The sequence below is a fragment of the Pseudomonas sp. WS 5021 genome (assembly GCF_012985535.1).
Classification (GTDB): Bacteria; Pseudomonadota; Gammaproteobacteria; order Pseudomonadales; family Pseudomonadaceae; genus Aquipseudomonas.
This window is the reverse complement of record NZ_JAAQWP010000011.1, coordinates 145532-167073: the sequence shown is the minus strand read 5'-3', so window position 1 is coordinate 167073 and position 21542 is coordinate 145532. Positions and strand designations below refer to the sequence as shown.

The 21542-nt window shown below is 61.4% G+C and carries 19 protein-coding genes and 1 rRNA gene; 11 read left to right on the top strand and 9 right to left on the bottom strand.

Going from position 1 to position 21542, the window contains the following annotated elements:
* The first annotated feature begins 183 nt into the window (after window positions 1-183).
* From rrf to HBO19_RS26355, 4 genes are all read left to right on the top strand, one after another.
* Window positions 184-299: ribosomal RNA gene (rrf, locus tag HBO19_RS26370) — 5S ribosomal RNA — on the top strand.
* Window positions 300-461: 162 nt separating this feature from the next.
* Window positions 462-1121, top strand: coding sequence for a paraquat-inducible protein A (locus HBO19_RS26365; protein WP_169954800.1), 660 nt, complete (start codon window positions 462-464; stop codon window positions 1119-1121).
* Window positions 1108-1731, top strand: coding sequence for a paraquat-inducible protein A (locus HBO19_RS26360; RefSeq protein ID WP_169954801.1), 624 nt, complete (start codon window positions 1108-1110; stop codon window positions 1729-1731). The genes HBO19_RS26365 and HBO19_RS26360 overlap by 14 nt, the downstream gene beginning before the upstream one ends.
* Window positions 1724-4027: an MlaD family protein gene (locus HBO19_RS26355; RefSeq protein WP_170043062.1), complete on the top strand. Its 2304-nt coding sequence runs from the start codon at window positions 1724-1726 to the stop codon at window positions 4025-4027. The genes HBO19_RS26360 and HBO19_RS26355 overlap by 8 nt, the downstream gene beginning before the upstream one ends.
* Before the next feature lie 69 nt (window positions 4028-4096).
* On the opposite strand, the gene mksF is transcribed toward HBO19_RS26355, so the two are convergent.
* The 3 genes from mksF to mksB are packed head-to-tail and all read right to left on the bottom strand — an operon-like array spanning window position 4097 to window position 8902.
* Complete coding sequence (gene mksF / locus HBO19_RS26350; RefSeq protein WP_170058608.1) at window positions 4097-6937, bottom strand: Mks condensin complex protein MksF; 2841 nt, start codon at window positions 6935-6937, stop codon at window positions 4097-4099.
* On the bottom strand, window positions 6934-7635 hold the full coding sequence (gene mksE / locus HBO19_RS26345) for an Mks condensin complex protein MksE (protein ID WP_169954804.1): 702 nt from the start codon (window positions 7633-7635) through the stop codon (window positions 6934-6936). The genes mksF and mksE overlap by 4 nt, the downstream gene beginning before the upstream one ends.
* Complete coding sequence (gene mksB, locus HBO19_RS26340; RefSeq protein ID WP_170058607.1) at window positions 7625-8902, bottom strand: Mks condensin complex protein MksB; 1278 nt, start codon at window positions 8900-8902, stop codon at window positions 7625-7627. The genes mksE and mksB overlap by 11 nt, the downstream gene beginning before the upstream one ends.
* A 229-nt stretch (window positions 8903-9131) precedes the next feature.
* Here mksB and HBO19_RS26335 point away from each other — a divergent pair, with 229 nt between their 5' ends.
* Both HBO19_RS26335 and rimI read left to right on the top strand, forming a co-directional pair.
* Window positions 9132-9878 carry an energy transducer TonB gene (locus tag HBO19_RS26335; protein WP_169954932.1) on the top strand — a complete coding sequence of 249 codons (747 nt, stop codon included), beginning with the start codon at window positions 9132-9134 and terminating at the stop codon, window positions 9876-9878.
* Window positions 9871-10323: a ribosomal protein S18-alanine N-acetyltransferase gene (gene rimI, locus HBO19_RS26330; RefSeq protein WP_005784514.1), complete on the top strand. Its 453-nt coding sequence runs from the start codon at window positions 9871-9873 to the stop codon at window positions 10321-10323. Before HBO19_RS26335 ends, rimI begins: the two co-directional genes overlap by 8 nt.
* A gap of 134 nt (window positions 10324-10457) precedes the next feature.
* Here the strand turns inward: rimI and HBO19_RS26325 are convergent, their stop codons facing one another.
* Complete coding sequence (locus HBO19_RS26325) at window positions 10458-10862, bottom strand: serine kinase/phosphatase (protein ID WP_170058606.1); 405 nt, start codon at window positions 10860-10862, stop codon at window positions 10458-10460.
* A gap of 138 nt (window positions 10863-11000) precedes the next feature.
* Between HBO19_RS26325 and can the strand changes: the two genes are divergently transcribed.
* Entirely contained in the window at window positions 11001-11645 is a 645-nt protein-coding gene (gene can / locus HBO19_RS26320; protein ID WP_169954807.1) for a carbonate dehydratase, read from the top strand.
* Here the strand turns inward: can and HBO19_RS26315 are convergent.
* From HBO19_RS26315 to HBO19_RS26300, 4 genes are all read right to left on the bottom strand, one after another.
* Window positions 11642-12166: an SET domain-containing protein-lysine N-methyltransferase gene (locus tag HBO19_RS26315; protein WP_169954808.1), complete on the bottom strand. Its 525-nt coding sequence runs from the start codon at window positions 12164-12166 to the stop codon at window positions 11642-11644. The two genes, can and HBO19_RS26315, sit on opposite strands and share 4 nt — an antisense overlap.
* A gap of 170 nt (window positions 12167-12336) precedes the next feature.
* Complete coding sequence (locus tag HBO19_RS26310) at window positions 12337-13506, bottom strand: hypothetical protein (protein ID WP_170058605.1); 1170 nt, start codon at window positions 13504-13506, stop codon at window positions 12337-12339.
* A 290-nt stretch (window positions 13507-13796) separates the two neighbouring features.
* Window positions 13797-14006, bottom strand: coding sequence for a hypothetical protein (locus HBO19_RS26305; RefSeq protein WP_170058604.1), 210 nt, complete (start codon window positions 14004-14006; stop codon window positions 13797-13799).
* A gap of 185 nt (window positions 14007-14191) precedes the next feature.
* The gene (locus HBO19_RS26300; RefSeq protein ID WP_169954810.1) at window positions 14192-15610 is read right to left on the bottom strand and encodes a TIGR00366 family protein; all 1419 of its coding nucleotides are present in this window, start codon (window positions 15608-15610) and stop codon (window positions 14192-14194) included.
* 183 nt (window positions 15611-15793) lie between these two features.
* Between HBO19_RS26300 and HBO19_RS26295 the strand changes: the two genes are divergently transcribed.
* The gene (locus HBO19_RS26295; RefSeq protein ID WP_170058603.1) at window positions 15794-17077 is read left to right on the top strand and encodes an MFS transporter; all 1284 of its coding nucleotides are present in this window, start codon (window positions 15794-15796) and stop codon (window positions 17075-17077) included.
* Between the two features lie 285 nt (window positions 17078-17362).
* The gene (locus tag HBO19_RS26290) at window positions 17363-18259 is read left to right on the top strand and encodes a cation diffusion facilitator family transporter (protein ID WP_169954812.1); all 897 of its coding nucleotides are present in this window, start codon (window positions 17363-17365) and stop codon (window positions 18257-18259) included.
* 3 nt (window positions 18260-18262) lie between these two features.
* Here HBO19_RS26290 and HBO19_RS26285 read toward each other — a convergent pair whose 3' ends face one another.
* A complete protein-coding gene (locus HBO19_RS26285) occupies window positions 18263-18937 on the bottom strand; it encodes a heavy metal response regulator transcription factor (RefSeq protein WP_169954813.1) in 675 nt (224 codons plus the stop codon).
* 182 nt (window positions 18938-19119) lie between these two features.
* Here HBO19_RS26285 and HBO19_RS26280 point away from each other — a divergent pair, with 182 nt between their 5' ends.
* Complete coding sequence (locus tag HBO19_RS26280) at window positions 19120-20343, top strand: TolC family protein (protein WP_169954814.1); 1224 nt, start codon at window positions 19120-19122, stop codon at window positions 20341-20343.
* A 17-nt stretch (window positions 20344-20360) separates the two neighbouring features.
* The gene (locus HBO19_RS26275) at window positions 20361-21524 is read left to right on the top strand and encodes an efflux RND transporter periplasmic adaptor subunit (protein WP_170058602.1); all 1164 of its coding nucleotides are present in this window, start codon (window positions 20361-20363) and stop codon (window positions 21522-21524) included.
* Window positions 21525-21542 lie beyond the last annotated feature (18 nt).

The following is a 21542-nucleotide window of genomic DNA, read 5'->3' as shown; positions in this document are numbered from 1 at the left end:
AATACTAATTGCCCGTGAGGCTTGACCATATAACACCCAAGCAATTTGTTTCTCGAAAGAGCATCAGATTGCGGTGTGTGAAGACGAAATGAACCGAAAGTTCGAATCTCACAAAACACCGAAAGCTATCACATACCCAATTTGCTGAAGCGAGGCACTTGCCGCGACTCAGTACCCGAATTTCTTGACGACCATAGAGCATTGGAACCACCTGATCCCATCCCGAACTCAGCAGTGAAACGATGCATCGCCGATGGTAGTGTGGGGTTTCCCCATGTGAGAGTAGGTCATCGTCAAGATTAAATTCCGAAACCCCAATTGCGAAAGCAGTTGGGGTTTTGTTTTGGGCGGGCGAAAAGGCGCTGGCATAACACCATTGTTCATCCCGACAAATTTGCACAGTTATTTCCCAACCAGAACACTAGAATAGACGCCTGATCATTTTAGACTTAGAGCCCTATATGTCCGACCCGGTTGATACCACCCAGGTGTCCGACCTACCGCTGGAGGACCTGGTTGCCTGCCACGAGTGCGACTTGCTGATGCGCAAGCCAGAGCTTGCGCACGGTGAAAAGGCCCAATGCCCGCGCTGTGGTTATGAGATGTACGCCCACCGCTACAATGTCGTCGAGCGCAGCCTGGCCTTGGTGATCGCAGCGTTATTGCTGTACATCCCGGCGAACTTTTTACCCATCATGCAGCTCAACCTACTCGGGCAGTCTTCTGAAGACACGGTCTGGAGCGGTGTAGTCGCCCTGTTCAATACCGGGATGCAAGGCGTCGCGGTGGTGGTGTTCCTGTGCAGCATGGGCATCCCGTTGCTCAAGCTGCTGTGCCAACTGGCGGTGCTGCTGAGTATTCGCTGGAACATAGGCCGCAGCTACGGCCTGTTGCTCTACCGTATTTATCACCATATGCGCGATTGGGGGATGCTTGAGGTCTACTTGATGGGCGTGCTGGTGGCGATTGTAAAGCTGGCCGACATGGCCGCCCTCAGTGTAGGCCTGGGGCTGGCCTGCTTTGTCAGCCTGTTGATGGTTCAGGTGCTGCTGGAGGTGGTCATGTCACCGCACCAAATCTGGCAGGCATTGTCCGGGGAGGACGAACATGCGGGCGATTGATGCTGGCATTCTGATCTGTACCGAATGCCACGAACTGAACAGGCAGGACCCGGAGACCGACGAGCAAACCTGCACCCGTTGCGGTGCGTTGGTCCATGCCCGCCGCCCGAACAGCCTGATGCGCACCTGGGCTTTGCTGATTACTGCGGCAATTCTGTACATTCCGGCTAACCTGTTGCCAATCATGACGATCAACTCCCTGGGGCAGGGTGCGCCGAGCACTATCATGGCGGGCGTGATCGAACTGGTTCAGCACGGTATGTTCCCGATTGCCGCCGTGGTGTTTATTGCCAGTATCCTGGTGCCGACCTTCAAGCTGGTGGGCATCGCCCTGTTGCTATTCTCGGTGCAGCGTCACCAGCCGCTTTCCGCCCGACAACGCATTATCATGTACCGTTTTATCGAATTCATCGGTCGCTGGTCCATGCTGGATATCTTCGTGATCGCCATTCTGGTGGCGGTCGTTAACTTTGGGCGACTTGCCAGTATCGAGGCCAATCTCGGTGCCGTGGCGTTCGCCAGTGTGGTGATCTTGACGATGTTTGCCGCAGTAACTTTCGATCCCCGACTGATTTGGGATAACACGGAGTCGGACGACGACCATGACTGATTTGCCAAAGGCTAAAACCCGCCCCGCTTCGAACTGGTCGGCCATTTGGGTACTGCCGTTGATCGCCCTGGTGATTGGCGGCTGGCTCGGATGGCGTGCCTACACCCAGACGGGCATCGAGATCCAGGTACGCTTTGAAAGCGGCGAAGGTATCCAGGCCAACAAGACCGAAGTGGTCTACAAAGGCATGCCCGTGGGCAAGGTCAAGACCCTGGCCCTGGATGACGAGGGCAGCAATCGCGGGGTGATTGCCACCATCGAGATGAACAAGGATGTCGAGCAATACCTCAAGGCCAATACGCGCTTCTGGCTGGTCAAGCCCAGCGTGAGCCTGGCCGGGATCACCGGCCTCGAAACCCTGGTCTCGGGCAATTACATCGCCGCCAGCCCAGGTGACGGCGAGCCTACGCGCAAATTCAAGGCGCTCTCCGAAGAGCCGCCATTGTCCGACGCCAAGCCCGGCCTGCACCTGACCGTCAAGGCCGAGCGGCTCGGCTCGCTCGACCGTGGCAGCCCGGTCTTCTACAAACAGATCCAGGTTGGCCAGGTCAAAAGCTACCTGCTGTCAGCCGATCAAAACACCGTCGAGATAAAAGTCTATATCGAGCCGACCTACGCCAACCTGGTGCGCAAACATACGCGTTTCTGGAACGCCAGCGGCATCAGTATCGACGCCAACCTGTCCGGGGTCAAAGTGCGCAGCGAGTCCCTGGCCAGCATCGTCTCCGGGGGGATTGCCTTCGCCACGCCGGAAAACCGCAAGGACAGCCCGCCCACCGACCCAAGCCTGCCGTTCCGTCTGTACGAAGACTTCGACGCCGCCGCCGCGGGCATCCGCATCAAGGTCAAGCTCAGTGACTTCGAGGGCCTGCAAGCCGGGCGTACGCCGGTGATGTACAAAGGCATCCAGGTCGGCAGTCTCAAGGCCCTCAAGGTCGACTCCGACCTGTCCAGCGCCAGCGCCGACCTGACCCTCGACCCATTGGCCGAAGATTACCTGGTGGAAGGCACACAATTCTGGGTAGTCAAGCCGTCCATCTCCCTGGCCGGTATCACCGGCCTGGAAGCCCTGGTCAAGGGCAATTACATTGCCATCCGTCCCGGCGACAAAGGCGCCAGTCCCCAACGTGAGTTCGTCGCCCGGCCCAAGGCGCCACCGCTGGACCTGCGCTCCCCAGGCCTGCACCTGGTCCTGCTCACAGAAAACCTCGGCTCCCTGGAGGTTGGCAGCCCGATCCTCTACAAACAGGTCAAGGTCGGTTCGGTCCAGAGCTATCAGTTCTCGCGCAAGCGCAAGCAACTGGTGATCGGTGTGCATATCGAGAAGGAATACGAAGGCCTGGTCAACGGCTCGACGCGTTTCTGGAACGCCAGTGGCGTGACCCTGACCGGCGGGCTCACCGGCGGCATCCAGGTCAAAAGCGAATCCCTGCAAAGCCTGATGGCCGGGGGGATCGCCTTTGAGACCCCAGAGCCAAACGTACCGCTGAGAAATCGCATCCCGCGTTTCCGCCTGTTTGCCGATCACGAAGCTTCCACCCAGCGTGGCACCCTCATCACGATCAAGGTCGACCGCGCCGACGGCCTGCGCCCCGGTACGCCGATTCGCTTCAAAGGCCTGGACGTGGGCAAGATCGAAAGCGTCGACCTGAGCGCCGACATGCAGTCAGTGATGCTTAGTGCACGCATCACCGAAGTGCCTGAGCGGATCGCCCGCACCGGCAGCCAGTTCTGGGTGGTCAAGCCGGAGTTGGGCTTGATGAAGACCGCCAACCTGGAAACCCTGGTCACCGGCCAGTACATCGAAGTCTTGCCGGCGGTGAAAAGCACCGGGGCACAAAAGAACTTCGTGGCCCTGGCCCAACCGCCCGAGGCTAACGTGCAGGAAGCCGGCTTGAGCCTGGTCCTCAGCGCGGCCCGCCGCGGCTCGTTGAAAGTCGGCGTGCCGGTTACCTACCGCGAAGTCACGGTGGGCAAGGTCACCGGCTACGAGTTGGGCAAGACGGCCGACCGTGTGCTGATTCATGTGCTGATCGAGCCCAAGTACGCCCCGCTGGTGCGTGGCGGCAGCCGTTTCTGGAACAGCAGTGGCTTTGGCCTGGACTTTGGCCTGTTCAAGGGCGCGACAGTGCGTACCGAATCCCTGGAAACCCTGGTCCAGGGCGGCATCGCCTTTGCGACGCCGGATGGCGAGCGCATGGGCAACCCGGCACTGCCCGAGCAGACCTTCCCGTTGTTCGACAAGTTTGAAGACGAGTGGCTGATCTGGGCGCCGAAGATTCCCCTGGGTAAATAAATCCAGGAGCCAAAAAAAAGGCCGCGATCCAAAAGATCGCGGCCTTTTTAATGCCCTGCTAGGCGCCGATCAGACCTCATCCAACTGCGGCTCATCCGCCTGAACATTGATCGTCGCCTTCACCACATCATGGCGGCGGATGTACTTCCAGTCCGCCTCATCGATGTAGATCCCGTTCGGCCCGCTGCCGCCTTCCAGGTCGATCGCCACCTGGGCGGAAACCTGCGGCTTCACACTGGCCAGGATCGGCACAAAGCCCAGTTGCAGGCTGGTCTCCAGCAATGCTGCCTGGTTTTTCTCGTCGATATCCGCCGCCTCGTCGAGGTAGTACGGCAGGCGCACGCGACCGGCCTGGTCGCGGTCCATCAAGTGCAGCAACAAGTACATGTTGGTCAGCGCCTTGATGGTCATGGTGGTGCCGTTGGACGCAGCGCCATCGATGTCGGTGTGAATGATCGGCTGGCCGTTGACCTTGGTAATCTCGAACGCCAGTTCGAACAGGTCCTTGAGCCCCAACTGGTTGTGGTTGGCGGCCACCAGGCGTGCCAGGTATTCCTTGGCCTCTTCGTTTTTGTTGTCCTGCTCGGCGCTTTGGCTGAGGTCGAACACCGACAGGGTTTCGCCTTCCTCATACTGACCGGCACTGTGAATGATCTGGTCGATATGCTTGAGCGCTTCCTTATTCGGCGCCAACACGATACGGAAGCTCTGCAGGTTGGATACCTGGCGCTTGTTGATCTCGCGGTTGAACAGGGCCAACTGGTGCTCGAGGCTGTCGTAGTCGCTGCGGATATTGCGCAAGGTCCGCGCGATATCAGTCACCGCCGCGCGGCGCGCCTTGCCCAGGGTCAGGGCTTCGTCGGTGCGGTGCGCGTAAGCATTGATCAACAGGTGCAGGCGGCGCTCCATATCGTCTTCGCTGTCGAACTTGGCCACGCCCTTGAGGCGCACCTGGGCGTACAGCGCGTCGATCTGCCCGTCGGCGCGCAGCAACCCCTGCCAGCTGTCCTGATAGTCATTGAGCAGCGGCAGCAGGTTGTCCATGGAATCCTCGACCGGATCCATGAACGGCGTGCCAAACGGCAAGTCGGCCGGCAACAACTGGCGACGGCGCAGGGCGTCATCCAGGGTGCGCTGCTTGGCTTCCATATCGCCGATCTGGCGGCCGACCAGTTGCAGCTTGGCCGACAGCTGCTGCACACGTTCGGTAAACGCATCGCTGGAGCGCTTGAGTTCATCCTGGGCGGCTTCCATCTGCGCCAGGTTTTCCAGCTTCTCGCCTTCCTCGGCACTCAGGGTCTGGGCGCGACGGTAGTCTTCCAGGGCTTTCTGCGCATCGAGTACCTGCTGGTACAGCGCTTCGGTCTGGGTCTTGCTTGCCGCGCGGTCAGAGGCCACCGCCTGCTGGGTCTTGAGTTGCTTGAGTTCTTTTTCCAGGCGCTCCTTCTGGTCGCGCAATGCCGCGCGATCCGCCAGGGCCTGCAAGGCAGGGGGCTCGATGTGCGAGATGTCGATGGACAGCCCCGGCACTTCAAAGCGCTCGCCCTTGAAGCCATCGAGGATCAGCTCCAGGGATTTTACCCACTGGCCGTCTTCATCCAGGGTGATGCCATGCTCGCCCAGCGGCAGGCTGAACAACGAGCTGTTGAACAGACGCATCAGACGCTCGACGTCCTGCTGTGAGAATTCTTCCCGCAGCTTGGCGTAGCTGTTGTTGTCGGCGTGATCGAGTTGTTGCTTGACCGACTTCAGGCGCTTTTCCAGGTCGCGCAGGCGCTCATCCAGGTCCTCGGCGCTGAACTGTCGCGATTGCGCCAGGGCGCCGGCCAGTTCGTCGTGGGCATCCTTGGCCGCCAGCAGTTGCTGCTCCAGGACCTTGACGTCATCCACCAGGGCAAAGCGATGCTTGAGCACCGACAACTCGCCCAGCCAGCGCTGGATGCCGCTGATTTCCCGCTCCAGGCGCATCAGCTCCTGGGTGCCGCCGCGCTGATCGTTCTGCAGCGCATCCTGCTCGTTGCGGTAGTGTTCGGCCTGGATCGTCAGCTCTTCCTTGCGCGCACTGGCGTAGTCCGACCAGGTGCCCAGCAGCGAATCGAGCAACGGCGACAGGCGATGCAGTTTGCCGCGCAGGATGTCGCGCTGTTTCACGCCATTGGCCAAGGCCTCGACCAATGGGCCGGCGGCTACCAGTGAGTTGTAGTCCTGCTCCATGCGTCGCACATCGCGGAACGCTTCTTCACACGCCGCAATGTAATCCACACTGCCCGAGCGCAGGCTGTGCTCGAAGGCATCGAGGAACAACTGCTTGAGCTTGGCCGCGGTGATTTCGCGCATGTGCAGCAGGTTGATAAACAGCGCACGGAAGGTCTTCAGGCTCTGCTCGCTGGTGGAGCGCAGCGGAATCAGGGTCAGGTCCAGCGGGATCGAGGTATGGCCACCCACCAGCAAGCGCCGCAGCTCATCGGGCTTGAGCTCATAGGCCTTCAGGCCCTCGCGCTCAAGGTTGGTGAACAGCTCTTTCTGGCGCAGGCAGGTGTCGTTCTTCTGGTAGTGGGCCAGGTCCAGCTTGCCGGCGTAGGCAAAGAACTGGTGACCGAAACCGCCCCCCGGGCCGCGCCCGACCACGCCAATCACGTGCGGGCCGTGGGGCAGGGAGACTTCGACGAGGATGTAGCTGGTGTCGGTGGCGAAGTAGAAGCGCCGCGACTGTTCCAGGGTGTACTTGCCGAAGCTCATGTCCGACATGCGCGCCAGGATCGGGAACTGCAAGGCGTTGATCGAAGCCGATTTACCGAGGTTGTTTGCGCCGTACACCGACAGCGGCTCTTCCAGCGGGAACAGGCCCAGGCTGTAGCCGGCGGTGTTCAATAGGGCGAAGCGGCGAATGCCATAACGTTCCTTGCTCATGCATCGGTCTCCTGTTCTTCGGCAATGGCACGGGCGAGGGCATCTTCTTCGCTTTCAAATTCACTCAAGTCCAGCGGGTCATCGGTCTGCAGCAGCTTTTCATCACTGTCTTCGTCGATGATCACCGGCGCCGGCAACGGCAGCACACTGTGGACGCTGGCCGCCAGGTCGCGGTCGGCCTGGACCGACAGGCACACGTCGAGGAAACGGTGCATCGGTGGCAGGAAGCGGTAAACACCGTTGTCTTCACCGGCAAAGCCGAGCTGGGTCATGCGGCGCATGATTTTTTCTTCCAGCTCCTCAACGGTCTGTACTTCGGCCTGGATAAACAGGTCGCGGTACTTCTCCAGCAACGAGGGCAGCTCATCGCGGCCCAGGCTGCCACCGTCGAGCACGGCAATCGGGTCGCGGCCCTGGTCGGCCAGGTGCTCGACGATGATGAAGGTGAACAACGCCAGGCGCTGCGCGGTCTTGTTCACCTGCGCGGCGGCCACGGCGGTGTCCGGCACGAAGTAATAGAAGCCACGGGTGTCGCACACCAGCTCAAAGCCCAGGGCCTTGAACAGCGTGCGGTACTGGTCCTGGAAGTTCGACAATTGCGCGTACAGCTCCGGGTCGCGGCGGCTGACGTGGTAACCCTTGAACAGCTCGCGAAAGATCGGCGCCAGCTGGGACAGTTCGGATAGATCAAGATGCATAGGGTGTGCTCGCAGAATTCTCGGCTACGTCGGTGCTGGCCGGGAGCAGGGCGAATGAGCGCAGGCTGACCTGGTGCTCGTGAGTGTGGTAATCCCGGCGTTCCAGGCGCTCGCGCTTGAAACGCTTCTCCCGCGACAAACGCGAGAACCAGTACAGCAACTCGTCGGTGGCCCCGTCCGGTTCCTGTTCCAGCAGCCAGGTCATCAGGTCCGGCATCGGCAGCGCGTCTTCGCAACGCTCCAGCATCTCCTTGACCGTGCGTGGCGCACGCTGGGCTTGGCCCTTGTGGGATTTGTGGGCCTTGGGGAACCGCGCAGGCTTGGGTTCGAAATTCGCCAGGGCATACACATAGGCTTCGACCTGGCTGGCACTACCGAGGAAGGTACTTTGTGGCCGGGTGAACATCGGCATCGCCGCTTGCGGCACCGCGTCCAGGCCCTTGCGCCGGATCGCCGAGAGGGCCAGCGCCGCGCCACGGGTCACGGCGTTGTGCCGGCGTGCCTCTTCGCGCAGCGGCAGCAGCAGCTCGCGGGCATGACGCAGGGTCAGTTGGGCGCTGGTCTGCATTTCGAGGATGCGCGCGTGGGTGCGCAGCAACATATCGTCATCCACCAGGTGGCCCAGGCGCTGCTGTTCGGTGAGCATGCGCAGCAGCACGTTCTCAACCTTGCGCACGCCTTGCTCGAAGGCACCGTCGGCGTTCACCAGTTGGATCATCGGCTCGACGTACTCGTCCCAGGTCGCCAGGACCTCGGCATAGCGCTGGCGCAACGGGATCTGCCGGTCGCTGGTCTTGGCGCGGTCAGCCACGGCCGCGAGGGCCTGTTCGTCATTGGCGAGTTTTTTCAGCACGTCGCGCACGCGCATATCCAGCAGCCGCAATTGGCGGGCCAGGTCATGGCCGTCGCGGATGTCGAAGGCGTCCTGGATATAACCGGCCAGGCGCTCGAGGTGGCGCAGGTAGGCTTCGATTTCCAGGCACAGGCCTAGCCGGTGCTCCTTGCGAAGATAGGCCAGGAAGTCATGGATCTGCGCGTTGAGCTCGAAACGGTTCGGGCTCTTGGCGACAGGCACCAGGATATCCAGGCGAATCCACACGTCCAGCAGGCTGGTGATGTCCTGTGGCGTGCTGTCCAGTTGTTGGGCGGCCAGTTGCACGCGCAACTCGCCAAGGCTCAGGGTGCCTTGGTCGAAGTGTTCGCACAGTGGCTCAAGCAGGGCCCAGTGTTCGGCGAGGGCGCGCAAGACGCGCTTGGGTTCGATCATCGGAATGGCCGGCTGGTTGGCGAATTAAAAGCAGCGATTGTACTGCATCAGGCGCGGGATTTATCCACAGCCGGTCAGGGCGCGTTCGCGATGGGCGGTCAGCAATGCAGAGAAAATCATCAACGGTGGGCGATCGTCGTCGAAGGGCGGTAGAATCTGCGCTCTTTAGTTATCCACAAGTGGTCGCGCCTTGCTTATCGAGTCCCGACGTCGCGCTTACTTGACCGCCATGCAGGTGGTCAACTGGCTGCCGCGCACCGAATTGCCCTTTGCCGCCCCGTCGCGGCCCGAACTGCTGCAGCCGCTGGAACCGTTCGAGCCATTCGACGCCTCGGGCGAGGAAGCGGCGCCGCCGGTCGCGCTGGTAAAGCCTGTGGCCGAGGTGCCTGTGCGGCCATCGGAGCGGGTCAAGATCGAAGTGCCACGCCCTTCGGCGGCGCCCAAGCCCGCTGCAGTGGCCGACGCTGCCCCGGTGGCCAAGGCCCCGGTCGTGCCGCCACCGCGTTTTGCCCTGCAATTGCTGCGGGCCGGGCGCTGCCTGTTGCTGGTCGAACTGCCCACCGGCGAACGTTTCCAGGCGCGCGACCCGGCCTACCTGCTGCTCAAGGACATGCTGCGCGCTGCCGGCCTGCCCGACAGCCCGCAGATCGTCGGCGAGCCGGTGCGCTGGCCGCTGCTGGTGCGCGGCAATATGGACCAGGGGCCGGACGCCGCGCGTGACTTCGTGCAGGGCTTTGTCTCGGCCCGCCTGGAAGATGAACCCTGTGTGTGCCTGTGGCTGATCGGCCTGCCGGCCGTGCGATTTGCCGGCGAAGCCAACGCCGAGGCCTGGTACCGCGAACTGCAGGTCGAAGGACTGGGTTCGGTCTGGGCCTTGCCGGGCCTGGAATTATTAATGGAAGAGCCACAGCGTAAGGCTGATGTCTGGCAAGCCATGCGCCGGCTGATGGCGCGCTGGAAAACAACCGATGAGTGAGGCTTTATCCTTCCGCCCGATGACCGAGGCTGACCTCGACGCCGTGCTGAAAATCGAATACGCGGCGTTCAGCCATCCCTGGACCCGTGGCATCTTTCTCGACGGGCTGGGCAAGTACCAGATCTGGTTGATGTTCGAAGGCGAGCAGCAGGTGGGCCACGGCGTGGTGCAAATCATCCTCGATGAAGCGCATTTGCTGAACATCACCGTCAAGCCGGAAAACCAGGGCCGCGGCCTGGGCCTGGCGCTGCTGGAGCACCTGATGTCCCGGGCCTATGCCGCCAGTGCGCGGGAATGCTTCCTGGAAGTGCGCGATAGCAATACCGGGGCATTCCGCCTGTATGAGCGCTACGGTTTCAACGAAATCGGCCGTCGCCGCGATTACTACCCGGCCGTCGGTGGTCGCGAAGACGCCGTCGTCATGGCCTGCACCCTGGTCGACTAAAACACACGATCCCGTGTGGGAGCAGTCTTATGTGGGAGCTGGCTTGCCTGCGATAGCGGTGGTGAATCCAGCGCCGCTATCGCAGGCAAGCCAGCTCCCACACCGCCATGCTTCACCATAAGTCAGGCGCTGTGTCAGCGGTTGCCGTCGACCGGATCAATGTCCGCCAACTCGGCTTCATCCAACCCATTACCGCCGCCAATCTCGTCCTCATCGACGATACTCAGGTCCCAATCCGCCTGCTCGCCTTCACCTTCTTCGCGGGCATCGCGCGCGCCATCTTCATGGATCAGGGTTTCGGGGCTCATATCATCATCCGTGGGCTCATGATCCGCCGTCGAAGCCCCGGTCATTCCGGCCTCGCGCTCCCGCTCGTCGGGCATCAGGTGCTCGCGCTCTCCACGCGGGATCTCCTCGCCGATTTCCGCCGTTGGCTCTTGCTCGTCAAAATCCAGCTCGCGCATCGAGCCCATGCGATCTTCGTTGTCATCAATCGGTGCCGGCGTCGGGGCGCCGTAGGGACGTCGTGATTGCGTCATGGCCAATCCTCATACTGTGGGGCTTATAGTGTGTGGACAGGCCCGGCCTCCCAAAGATTCAAGCTAATTTGCGTGAGGCGTGACCTGGGCGAGAGGTTGTCAGTCACAAAACTGCGCATCATTCCTGAGGCTTTCCTGATGAACGAACTACAAGACCTGCTTGATAACAACGAACGCTGGGCGGATGCGATCAAACAGGAAGATCCCGAATTCTTCGCCAAGCTTGCCCGCCAGCAGACCCCGGAATACCTGTGGATCGGCTGTTCGGACGCCCGGGTACCGGCCAACGAGATCGTCGGCATGCTGCCGGGCGACCTGTTTGTGCACCGCAACGTGGCCAATGTGGTGCTGCACACCGACCTCAACTGCCTGTCGGTGATCCAGTACGCGGTGGATGTGCTCAAGGTCAAACATATCCTGGTCACCGGCCATTATGGCTGCGGCGGCGTGCGTGCTTCGATGCAGGACCGCCAGTTCGGCCTGATCGACGGCTGGCTGCGTACGATCCGTGACCTGTACTACGAGAACCGCGAAGTACTGGCCCAGTTGCCCACGGAAGAAGAACGCGTCGATCGCCTGTGTGAACTCAACGTCATCCAGCAAGTGGCCAATGTCGGTCACACCAGCATTGTGCAGAACGCCTGGCATCGTGGGCAGAGCCTGTCGATCCACGGTTGCATCTACGGGATCAAGGACGGCCGCTGGAAGAGCCTCAACGCCACCATCACCGGGTTCGAGCAACTGCCGCCGCAGTACCGCCTGCGCCCGATCGAGGCCATTTAATAGCGTTTGCGCTGGCGCCACTGTTCCATGAACAGTTGGCCCTCGGCGTTCAAGGGCTCTTTCATGCCGGTGATCCAGCCTCGGCAGTTGCCGGCGCCGCAACGGCACGGGAACTGCCGGAACAGCACGTCCTCGGTGCTGGCGTAATCCATGGTCAGCAGCGCGCCGGGGCGGATCGCCTGGATCGACCACAGCTCCAGTTCGCTGATATCGAGGAACACATTCGGGTCGCATGAATGCAGGAGCAAGCCGCTGAACCATGGGTCGTACAAGTGGATGCGCGAAGACACCTGCAGCGTGTGCAAGCGCCGTTCGCTCAGGGCGTGCCCGGAAATCTTGGCGATACGCACTCGGCTGTCGAAGGCGACCTTGGCCTTGATCCCGGTTCCACGTCCGTTGCGGGTGCGCACCACCTCGAAGTCACGACGCGAGGGGTAACCTTTTTTCGCCAGCAGTGTTGCGAAGGGATACAGACAGTCACTCGCGGCCGCAGGTGCTTCTTCCATGACTTGGGTTTTCATAGGGCTCCTTGTCGGGCTGCATCGACCTCCTGATATTGATTAGACTGCCGGTCTTGCAGCAAATGGGCACTGTCCAAGATTTACGCAAAAAAACGCCGATAGCTACTGTCAAATCTGACAGTAGCTATCGGCGTTTTTTCGCGTAAGACAATGCTGATAAAGCCAGGAACCTACAGGGCCGGCGCCGGCACAGATGCTTCTGGCATGGGGCTTTTCAGGCGCTTGAGCTGGGCCTTGATCGACGCGCTGCTACATTTTTCCTTGGCCTGCTCGGCGGGCAGCTCTCGCACCGAGGTATAGAACAATTCACAGGTCTGCTCCTTGCGCGTCACCTGCCAGGTATTCATGCAACCCTTGAGCAGCACATTGGGGTCGCTGGCGGGCTGCTGGCCCATTCCAGCCTGCCAGCAGGCGGCGCTCAAGTCCTGGCCCATGACTTTCAAGCCGGCCTCGTCGGCTTTCTGTTCGTCACCGCCGTAGCTGGCCGGGTCGGCGGCGTACCAGATGTAACTGGGGTGATTGGCCCCCAGTACGGCGACATAGCTGCCCTCGGCCGGGCTGATCTGCCCCAGGCCCAATACCCCGAGAGTTTGCCCGTACTGTTGCTGGATCCAACTGCGTACCGGTGCGCCGAAGGCGACCATGGGCAATGAGCCTGTGGGGTGCAGGCTCAACTCGCGGACTATCCGGGTCTGGTACTCGGTGAAGTAGCCATAGACCCCTTCCAGGTCCTTGCCAGCCGTGGAGGGCGCGGCAATCGGCGCAATATCGATGATGGTCTGGTATTCCGGGGTCTGGGCCGCCGCTATGCCATTGGCGGTCAATAACGTGGCCCAACGGTCGGTGGTGGCCGACTCCAGGTAGTCCTGGTAATGGGTCAGGGAGTAGTCGGGCGGGAAATGCATCAACTCGATGCTCTTGCGGTTCTCCAGGGCCATGCCCAGCGGCAGGAACAGGTACCAGCTAAATTGCCATTTGCCATCGCGGTTCAACTGGCTGGCGCCTTCATAGGCCAGGTCGGCGGTATTCAACAACGCGGTCAAGGGCTGGCCATAGCCATCGGGTACACCGGTAAAGTGCGCGCGCACCTGATCCTGCTGGGTTTTCACACTGACCCTGGCCCGACTGTAGCCATCACGTTGCAAACTCTGGGTCAGGTAGTGTTCAACTGTCTGTTCCAACGTCAGCGGCCGAAAGCAGATCACACTGCAATTGTTGGGGTAGGCGAACAATTGCCTGACCCGTTGCGCAGTGCCCAGGTCGAGTTCGACATCGGCTTGTACGACCGTGCTCACACTAAGTGCGACAAGGGTGAAGGACAGCCTGGTCAGTTTAAACATGCGTGTTTCCTTGTCAGCTAAAGCCCGTCTGCGCGGGATGAATGCCTACCCTCACACAGTAGCGGCTGACCGGGAAAATGCGTCGGCAAATGCGGTTTTTTTGTAGGGCTTGGCCGCCTCTCATATATCGTGACGTGCAACGCATTGCTTCGGTTATCCATGGGATTGCAATTAGACCCGAGGTAGTTGCAACATTTGTAAGTGTTCAATATGGGCTGCGAAGCCGGAATGCTTGATGACTTTCACAGCCTCTATAAAAAGTTGATGCCTTTAGACTTGGCTAACAGAAATCAGCCTTTAAACGATACAACAGGCTTGAAAAGATTTTTGTTAGGGTTTGACTCTGCAAAGACTATTCTTCCCGCCGGTTGGCCGAAAGCCGATTTGAACTGTTTGAATTTTTTTAGCTGGGGGTTTTGCTGTTGGCTGGCTTCTTGGGTGTTGCCCGTTTGAGCACTGTTTTGAGAGGCAGGCATGGTAGTTGTAGGCGTGATATTCATGGGCGCTCCAGTTATAGCTCTAAATAATTTAGTGGTGGTCTCTTAGTTAAGTTGAAGATTGTCTGGTGCTACTAAAAGACACCATGTAGGTGGTTTTACAGTAGTGCTGGGTTCCCTCCGAGGAAAAAGGCGCTCAATGTCGGCCTGGCTGCACCCGCCACAACGACGGGCGCAACGTCCAATGACTAAGGCATCACCGGCGGCATGTACTTCAAGGTCGTCCCCAGCGCCCACAGTAAAAACAGCACCAGCGGCGTGTGCACCAGCAGTTGCACAAACGAGAAACCAATCAAGTCCCGTGCCTTGAGTCCCAGTACGCCGAGTAATGGCAGCATGTAGAACGGGTTGATCAGGTTCGGCAGGGCCTCGGCGGCGTTGTAGATCTGCACGGCCCAGCCCAGGTGATATTGCAGGTCATTGGCCACCTGCATCACGTACGGCGCCTCGATGATCCATTTGCCGCCGCCCGATGGGATAAAGAACCCCAGCACCGCCGAATACACGCCCATCAGCAGCGCATAGGTGTCGTGGGAGGCGATGGAGGTGAAGAAGGTCGAGATATGGTGGGCCAGGGTCTGGCCGTCACCGCCCTTGACCACGGTCATCAGCGCCGCGATGGAGCCGTACAGCGGGAACTGGATCAGCACCCCGGTGGTGGTCGGCACCGCGCGGGCCACGGCGTCGAGGAAGCTGCGCGGGCGCCAGTGCAGCAAGGCGCCGGCCATGATGAACAGGAAGTTATAGGTGTTGAGCCCCGAGATCGCGCTGATCGCCGGCTTGGTCGAGAACTCATGGAACAGCCAGCCGGCAGCCAGCAGCGCCAGCAAAATGGTCAGCAGCGGGCTGTGTTCCAGCCATTCTCCCGGACGGCTTGGCGGTTGTGGCTTGGGCAGGTTGAATGCCGGGTCTACGCCACACGCCTTGGCGTCACGGGCCGAGTTGGGGCCCGGTGCGGTGACGTAGGCGATGATCAGCGACACCACGATCAACGCCAGCAACAGCACCCCCGATTGCCACAAAAAGATGGTGTCGGTGAAGGGAATGGTCCCGGTGATCGCCAGGATCGAAGGCGGCAGGCTGGCCGGGTTGGCCTGCAATTGTGCGGCCGATGACGACAACCCCAGCGCCCACACGGCGCCCAGGCCTAGATAGGCCGCCGCGCCGGCCGCGCGATAGTCCATGCGCAAATCCGTGCGCCGGGCCAGGGCTCGCACCAGCAACCCGCCGAACACCAGGGACAGGCCCCAGTTGAGCAACGAGGCGACCATCGAGATCAATGCCACCCACGCCACGGCCGAGCGGCCGTTTTTCGGGATGCGCGCCAGGCGGTCAATCAACTTCACGGCGGGCGGCGAGCTGGCGACTACATAGCCGCCAATCACCACGAAGGCCATTTGCATGGTGAACGGGATCAGGCTCCAGAAACCATCGCCGAAGGCCCTGGCTGCTTCGGTGGGCGCGGCGCCCATGCCCAGGGTCGCCACGGTGACAATGATCACGGCGAGGGCGGCAAACACCCAGGAGTCAGGAAACCAGCGTTCGGCGAAATTCGAGCAACGCAGGGCGAAGCGGGCATAACGGCTATCTTCGATAGGATCGGCCACGTGGGATTACCTCTTGTAGTTATTTTGGCAAGGTATCGCCGCATCTTGGCCCACGGCCATTTATTTGGGAATGTTGTTATTTTCATGGATCAATGAGTAAACCCAATATATCCGCGGCGATTGCCAGGATCCGGTCCAGCTCATAACCTGCACGCCATTTTGTCTGTCTGCCGAGCTTCTTTCATGACTGCCAGCACTTATCCACAGGCGCAGCGTTTTTCCCGCTCCGACTACAAGACCCTGGGCCTGGCCGCCTTGGGCGGTGCCCTGGAAATCTACGACTTCATCATTTTCGTATTTTTCGCCCTGACCCTGAGCCAGCTGTTCTTCCCCCCGGAAATGCCCGAATGGCTGCGCCTGCTGCAAAGCTTCGGGATTTTCGTCACCGGCTACCTGGCGCGGCCATTGGGCGGGATCCTGATGGCGCACTTTGCCGATCACCTGGGGCGCAAGCGCGTGTTCAGCCTGAGCATTCTGATGATGGCCCTGCCGTGCCTGCTGATCGGGATCATGCCGACCTACGCACAGATCGGCTATTTCGCGCCGCTGATCCTACTGGCGCTGCGGGTCTTGCAGGGCGCGGCGGTGGGCGGTGAAGTGCCCAGCGCCTGGGTCTTCGTCGCCGAACACGCGCCGGCCAACCACCGCGGTTATGCCTTGGGTTTCCTGCAAGCCGGGCTGACCTTCGGTTACCTGCTGGGGGCATTGACGGCGACCTTGCTGGCGCAGATGTTCACCGCAGAACAAATCCTGGATTACGCCTGGCGCTTCCCGTTTCTGTTGGGTGGGGTGTTTGGCGTGATCGGTGTCTGGCTGCGGCGTTGGCTGAGTGAAACCCCGGTGTTCTTGGCCATGCAGGCGCGCCGCCAGGCCGACGCCGAACTGCCGCTGCGCACGGTGTTGCGCGACCATCGCCAGGCGTTGCTGCCGGCCATGTTGCTGACCTGTGTGCTCACCTCGGCGGTGGTGGTGCTGGTGGTGATCACGCCGACCATGATGCAGAAAACCTTCGGCATGAGCCCCAGCCACACCTTCGCCCTGAGCGCACTGGGCATCGTCTTCCTGAACATCGGTTGCGTACTGGCCGGCCTGCTGGTGGACCGCATCGGCGCCTGGCGCGCGGTCCTGGTCTACAGTCTGCTGTTGCCGGTGGGCATCGCCGTGCTCTACGCCAGCCTGATCGCCGGCGGCGTGTGGCTGGGCGCGGCCTATGCCATTGCGGGGTTGAGCTGCGGAGTGGTGGGCGCGGTGCCATCGGTGATGGTCAGCCTGTTTCCAGCGCAGATTCGTGTGTCGGGTATTTCCTTTACCTACAACATTGCCTACGCGCTGTGGGCGAGTACTACGCCTTTGATGCTGATTGCATTGATGCCCAGCAGCCCGTGGATCTGCGTTTTTTACTGTGTAGTGATGGGCGCGGTCGGCGTGGCCAGTGCATTACGGTTTGGCCGGCGCCCGGCGTTTTAGAGCCGCCGCATTCCCCTGTGGGAGCGGGCTTGCTCGCGAAAGCAGTGGGTCAGTCAACATCAATGTTTGCTGGGCCGACGTCTTCGCGAGCAAGCCCGCTCCCACAGGGGATCTGCGCTTAACTGACTGGCATTGGGGCTTGAGGGTGTACCTCTATCCCAGGCAAGCCAGCTCCCCCATGTGGTTAACACCCCGCTGGCAGCGTTATGACAATTGTGAAATCCATACCAAAGGTTTCCCCTTATCGCTCTATGATCAGCGCACATCCCCCCACGAGGAATCGCCATGAGTGCAGGACACAGCCACGCCACCGTACGCGCCGGCCACGAACGCAAGTTATGGCTAGCCCTGGGCCTGACCGGCAGTTTCATGATTGCCGAAGTGATCGGCGCCTTTGTCACCGGCAGCCTGGCGCTGTTGTCCGACGCCGCGCACATGATGACCGACACCCTGGCCCTGGCCATCTCCCTGGTAGCCATCCAGGTCGCCAAGCGCGCCGCTGACCGCAAGCGCACCTTCGGTTATGCGCGTTTTGAAATCCTCGCCGCCGCGTTCAACGCGTTGCTGCTGTTCGGGGTGGCGTTCTACATCCTCTACGAGGCTTACCTGCGCCTGCAGGCTCCGGCCGAGATCCAGTCCACCGGCATGCTGGTGATTGCGGTGCTGGGGCTGATCGTCAACCTGATCTCCATGCGCCTGCTCAGCGCGGCCAGTGGCGAGAGCCTGAACGTCAAGGGTGCCTACCTGGAGGTCTGGAGCGACATGCTCGGCTCCATCGGCGTGATCATTGCGGCCGTGGTGATCATGCTCACTGGCTGGGCCTGGGTCGACTCGGTGGTGGCCGCGGTGATTGGCTTCTGGGTCGTGCCCAGAACCTGGACCCTGCTCAAGGCCAGCATGAATGTGCTGCTGCAAGGCGTGCCGGACGGCATCGATATCGACGCGGTCGAGCAGGCCATCTGCGCGGTGCCTGGGGTCAAGGAGGTGCATGACTTGCATATCTGGGCCCTGACCAGCGGCAAGAACGTGCTCAGCAGCCATCTGGTGGTGGAGCCGGCGCTGGGCAGCGAGCAGCAGATCCTCGCCCAGGTGACCGAGTTACTGCACGAACAATTCGATATTTCCCACGTCACCATCCAGATCGAAGGCGAGGGTTTTCATCCGGAACCGATCGCGCACTGACCGCTATTCGCGGTCTTCCAGCACGTAGCCAACCCCGCGCAAGGTGTGGATCAACTTGCGCTCGAACGGGTCGTCGATCTTCGCCCGCAGGCGGCGGATCGAGACCTCGACCACGTTGGTGTCGCAATCGAAGTTCATGTCCCACACAAACGAGATGATTTGCGTGCGTGACAGCACCACGCCGCTCTGGCGCATCAGCAGGTGCAACAGGGCGAATTCCTTGGTGGTCAGGTCAATGCGCTGGTTGCCGCGAAAGGCCCGGTGGCGACCCTGGTCCAGTTCCAGGTCGGCCACCCGCAGCACGTCCGGCACTGCCGCCTCGACGCTGCGGCGCATCAGGGTGCGGACCCTGGCCAGCAGTTCGGGAAACTCGAAAGGCTTGACCAGGTAGTCGTCGGCGCCCAGTTCCAGGCCTTTGATTTTGTCGGCCAGGCGGCCTTGGGCGGTGAGCATCATGATTCGCGTGTTGCTGGTCTGGCGGATCCGCTGCAGCACATCCCACCCGTCCATGAGCGGTAGGTTCACATCCAGAATCACCAGGTCATAGGTGTGTTGCCGCGCCAGGTGTACGCCGTCGGCGCCGCTGGCCGCGCAATCGACCACATAGCCACTTTCGCTCAGTCCCTGATGCAAGTACTCGGCTGTTTTCAGTTCATCTTCGATAACCAGGATGCGCATGTCGAGGGTGCCTCGGTGCAAGGGAAAGTATCTGCAATCGCCGCGAAGATTAAAGCAAAAGCCCGGACCAGAGCCTTTGCTAACGGATTTGTAATGTTTCGGCCACCCCTCTGATAAGTAGCGAAAGTTACATTGCCCCTGCTTGGATTTGTCCGCCAACTCATGGGTGTGGAACGCTTGTTATGCCAACGTTTTTAAGAACAATTGTGTGCTCCGTAGTGGGGGTCTTGGCGATGGCCCAAGTGGCAAGCGCCCAGACCCTGACCCTCGAATCGGCCCTGCAAAGTGCATTTGCCGACAACCCGGACCTGGCCGCTGCGCAATGGGAAATCGACATCGCCCAGGGCGGTCGGCAGCAGGCCGGGCTGATCCCCAACCCGGTGGCCTCCTGGGACGCCGAAGACACCCGCCGCAGCACCCGCACCACCACCGTCAAGCTAAGCCAGACCCTGGAGCTGGGCGGTAAGCGCGGGGCGCGCATCGATGTGGCCTCGCGGGCACAAGATGCGGCGGCCCAGGAGCTGGAACAGCGGCGCAATCTGTTGCGGGCCGAAGTCATCGATGGCTTTTATGGCGCGCTGCGGGCCCAGGAACGCCTGGAGCTGGCGCAACGCTCAATGGCGCTGGCCGAGCGCGGCCTGGTGGTTGCCAATGGCCGGGTCACGGCGGGCAAGTCGTCGCCGGTCGAAGCCACTCGCGCCCAGGTGCAGGTCTCGGAAATCCGCCTGGAGCGCAGCCGCGCCGAGATCGGCGTGAGCGATGCCTATCGCCGCCTGGCCGCCATCACCGGCAGCGCCAACATCAGTTTTGAGCGTGTCGAGGCAGGTGCCGTGAATACGCCAGCGCTGCCTTCGGCCACCCAACTGCTGGCGCGCCTGGAGAGCACCGCCGAGCTGCGCCTGGCGCAGTTGCAAATCCAGCAACGGGAGGCCGGCCTGGGCCTGGAAAAGGCCCAGCGGATTCCCGACCTGGATATATCCATCGGCAGCCAGTACGACGCCAGCGTGCGCGAGCGGGTGAACCTGGTGGGCGTGTCGATGCCGATCCCGCTGTTCAATCGCAACCAGGGCAATGTGCTGGCCGCCAGCCGCCGAGCCGACCAGGCCCGGGACCTGCGCAACGCCACCGAGCTGCGCCTGCGCACCGAAACCCGCCAGGCCCTGGACCTGTGGGCGACGGCCAACAATGAGGTGAGTGCCTTTAATAAAGTGATCCTGCCCGCCGCCCAAAGCGCAGTGGACAGTGCCACCCGCGGCTTTGAGATGGGCAAGTTCAACTTCCTCGATGTACTCGACGCCCAGCGCACCCTGATCGCCGCCCGTACCCAATACCTCGCCGCACTCGCCCAGGCCACCGACGCCTGGGTGCGCATCGAACGGATTTACGGCGACCTCGCCCGCATTTGATCTTTCAGGAGTTCCCCATGAACAAACAACAAGGCCTGGCTTTGGCCGTCGCAGTGGCCATTGCCCTTGGGGCGATGGTGTTTTGGCCGGCCACCAGCGTGGCGCCCCAGGCACCGGTCGTAAGCGTCGAAGCGCCGGAGGAAGAAGAGGAAGAGGGTGTGCTGGTGCTCAACGAGCAGCAGATCCAGGCTGCCGGCATTCAATTGGCCAAGGCCCAGCCCCGGCAGATCAGCACACTGCTGTCGCTACCGGGCGAGGTGCGCTTCGACGAAGACCGCACCTCCCATATCGTGCCCCGTGCCGCGGGTGTGGTGGAGTCGGTCAAGGTCAACCTGGGCCAGAAGGTCAAGCAGGGTGAGCTGTTGGCCGTGATCGCCAGCCAGCAGATTTCCGATCAGCGCAGCGAGCTGGCGGCCAGCGAACGCCGGGTCGAACTGGCGCGCACTACGTTCCAGCGCGAGCGTCTGTTATGGCAGGACAAGATCTCTGCCGAACAGGATTACCTGCTGGCCCGCCAGACCCTGCAAGAAGCCGAGATCGCCCTGAACAACGCGCGGCAAAAGATGAACGCCCTGAGTGGCAGCACGGTCCTGGCCGGCGGCAATCGCTATGAATTGCGTGCGCCGTTTGCTGGCGTGGTGGTGGAAAAACACCTGGGCGTCGGCGAGGTGGTGAGTGAGACCAGTGCCGCCTTCACCCTGTCGGACCTGTCCCAGGTGTGGGTCACCTTTGGCGTGTTTCCCAAGGACTTGAACAAGGTCCAGGTGGGGCGGCCGGTCAAGGTCAGCTCCACGGAAATGGGCACCGACGTGATGGGCACCGTGGCCTATGTCGGCAATCTGCTGGGCGAGCAGACGCGCACCGCGACGGTGCGGGTCACCGTGGCCAACCCCGACGACTCCTGGCGCCCCGGGTTGTTCGTGGCGGTGCAGGTGGCGACGGATAGCTACTTGGCACCGGTCAGCGTGCCGGTGGATGCGATCCAGACCGTGGAAGACAAACCCTCGCTGTTTGTGCGCACCGCCGAAGGCTTTGTCACCCGCCACGTTGAACTGGGTGTCAGCGAAAACGGCTTTGTCGAAGTGCGCCAGGGCCTGGAGGCCGGCGCCCAGGTGGCGACCGTTGGCAGCTTCGTCCTCAAGTCCGAGCTGGGCAAGGCCTCGGCCGAGCACGCCCATTGATCCTGCGAGTGATTCCCC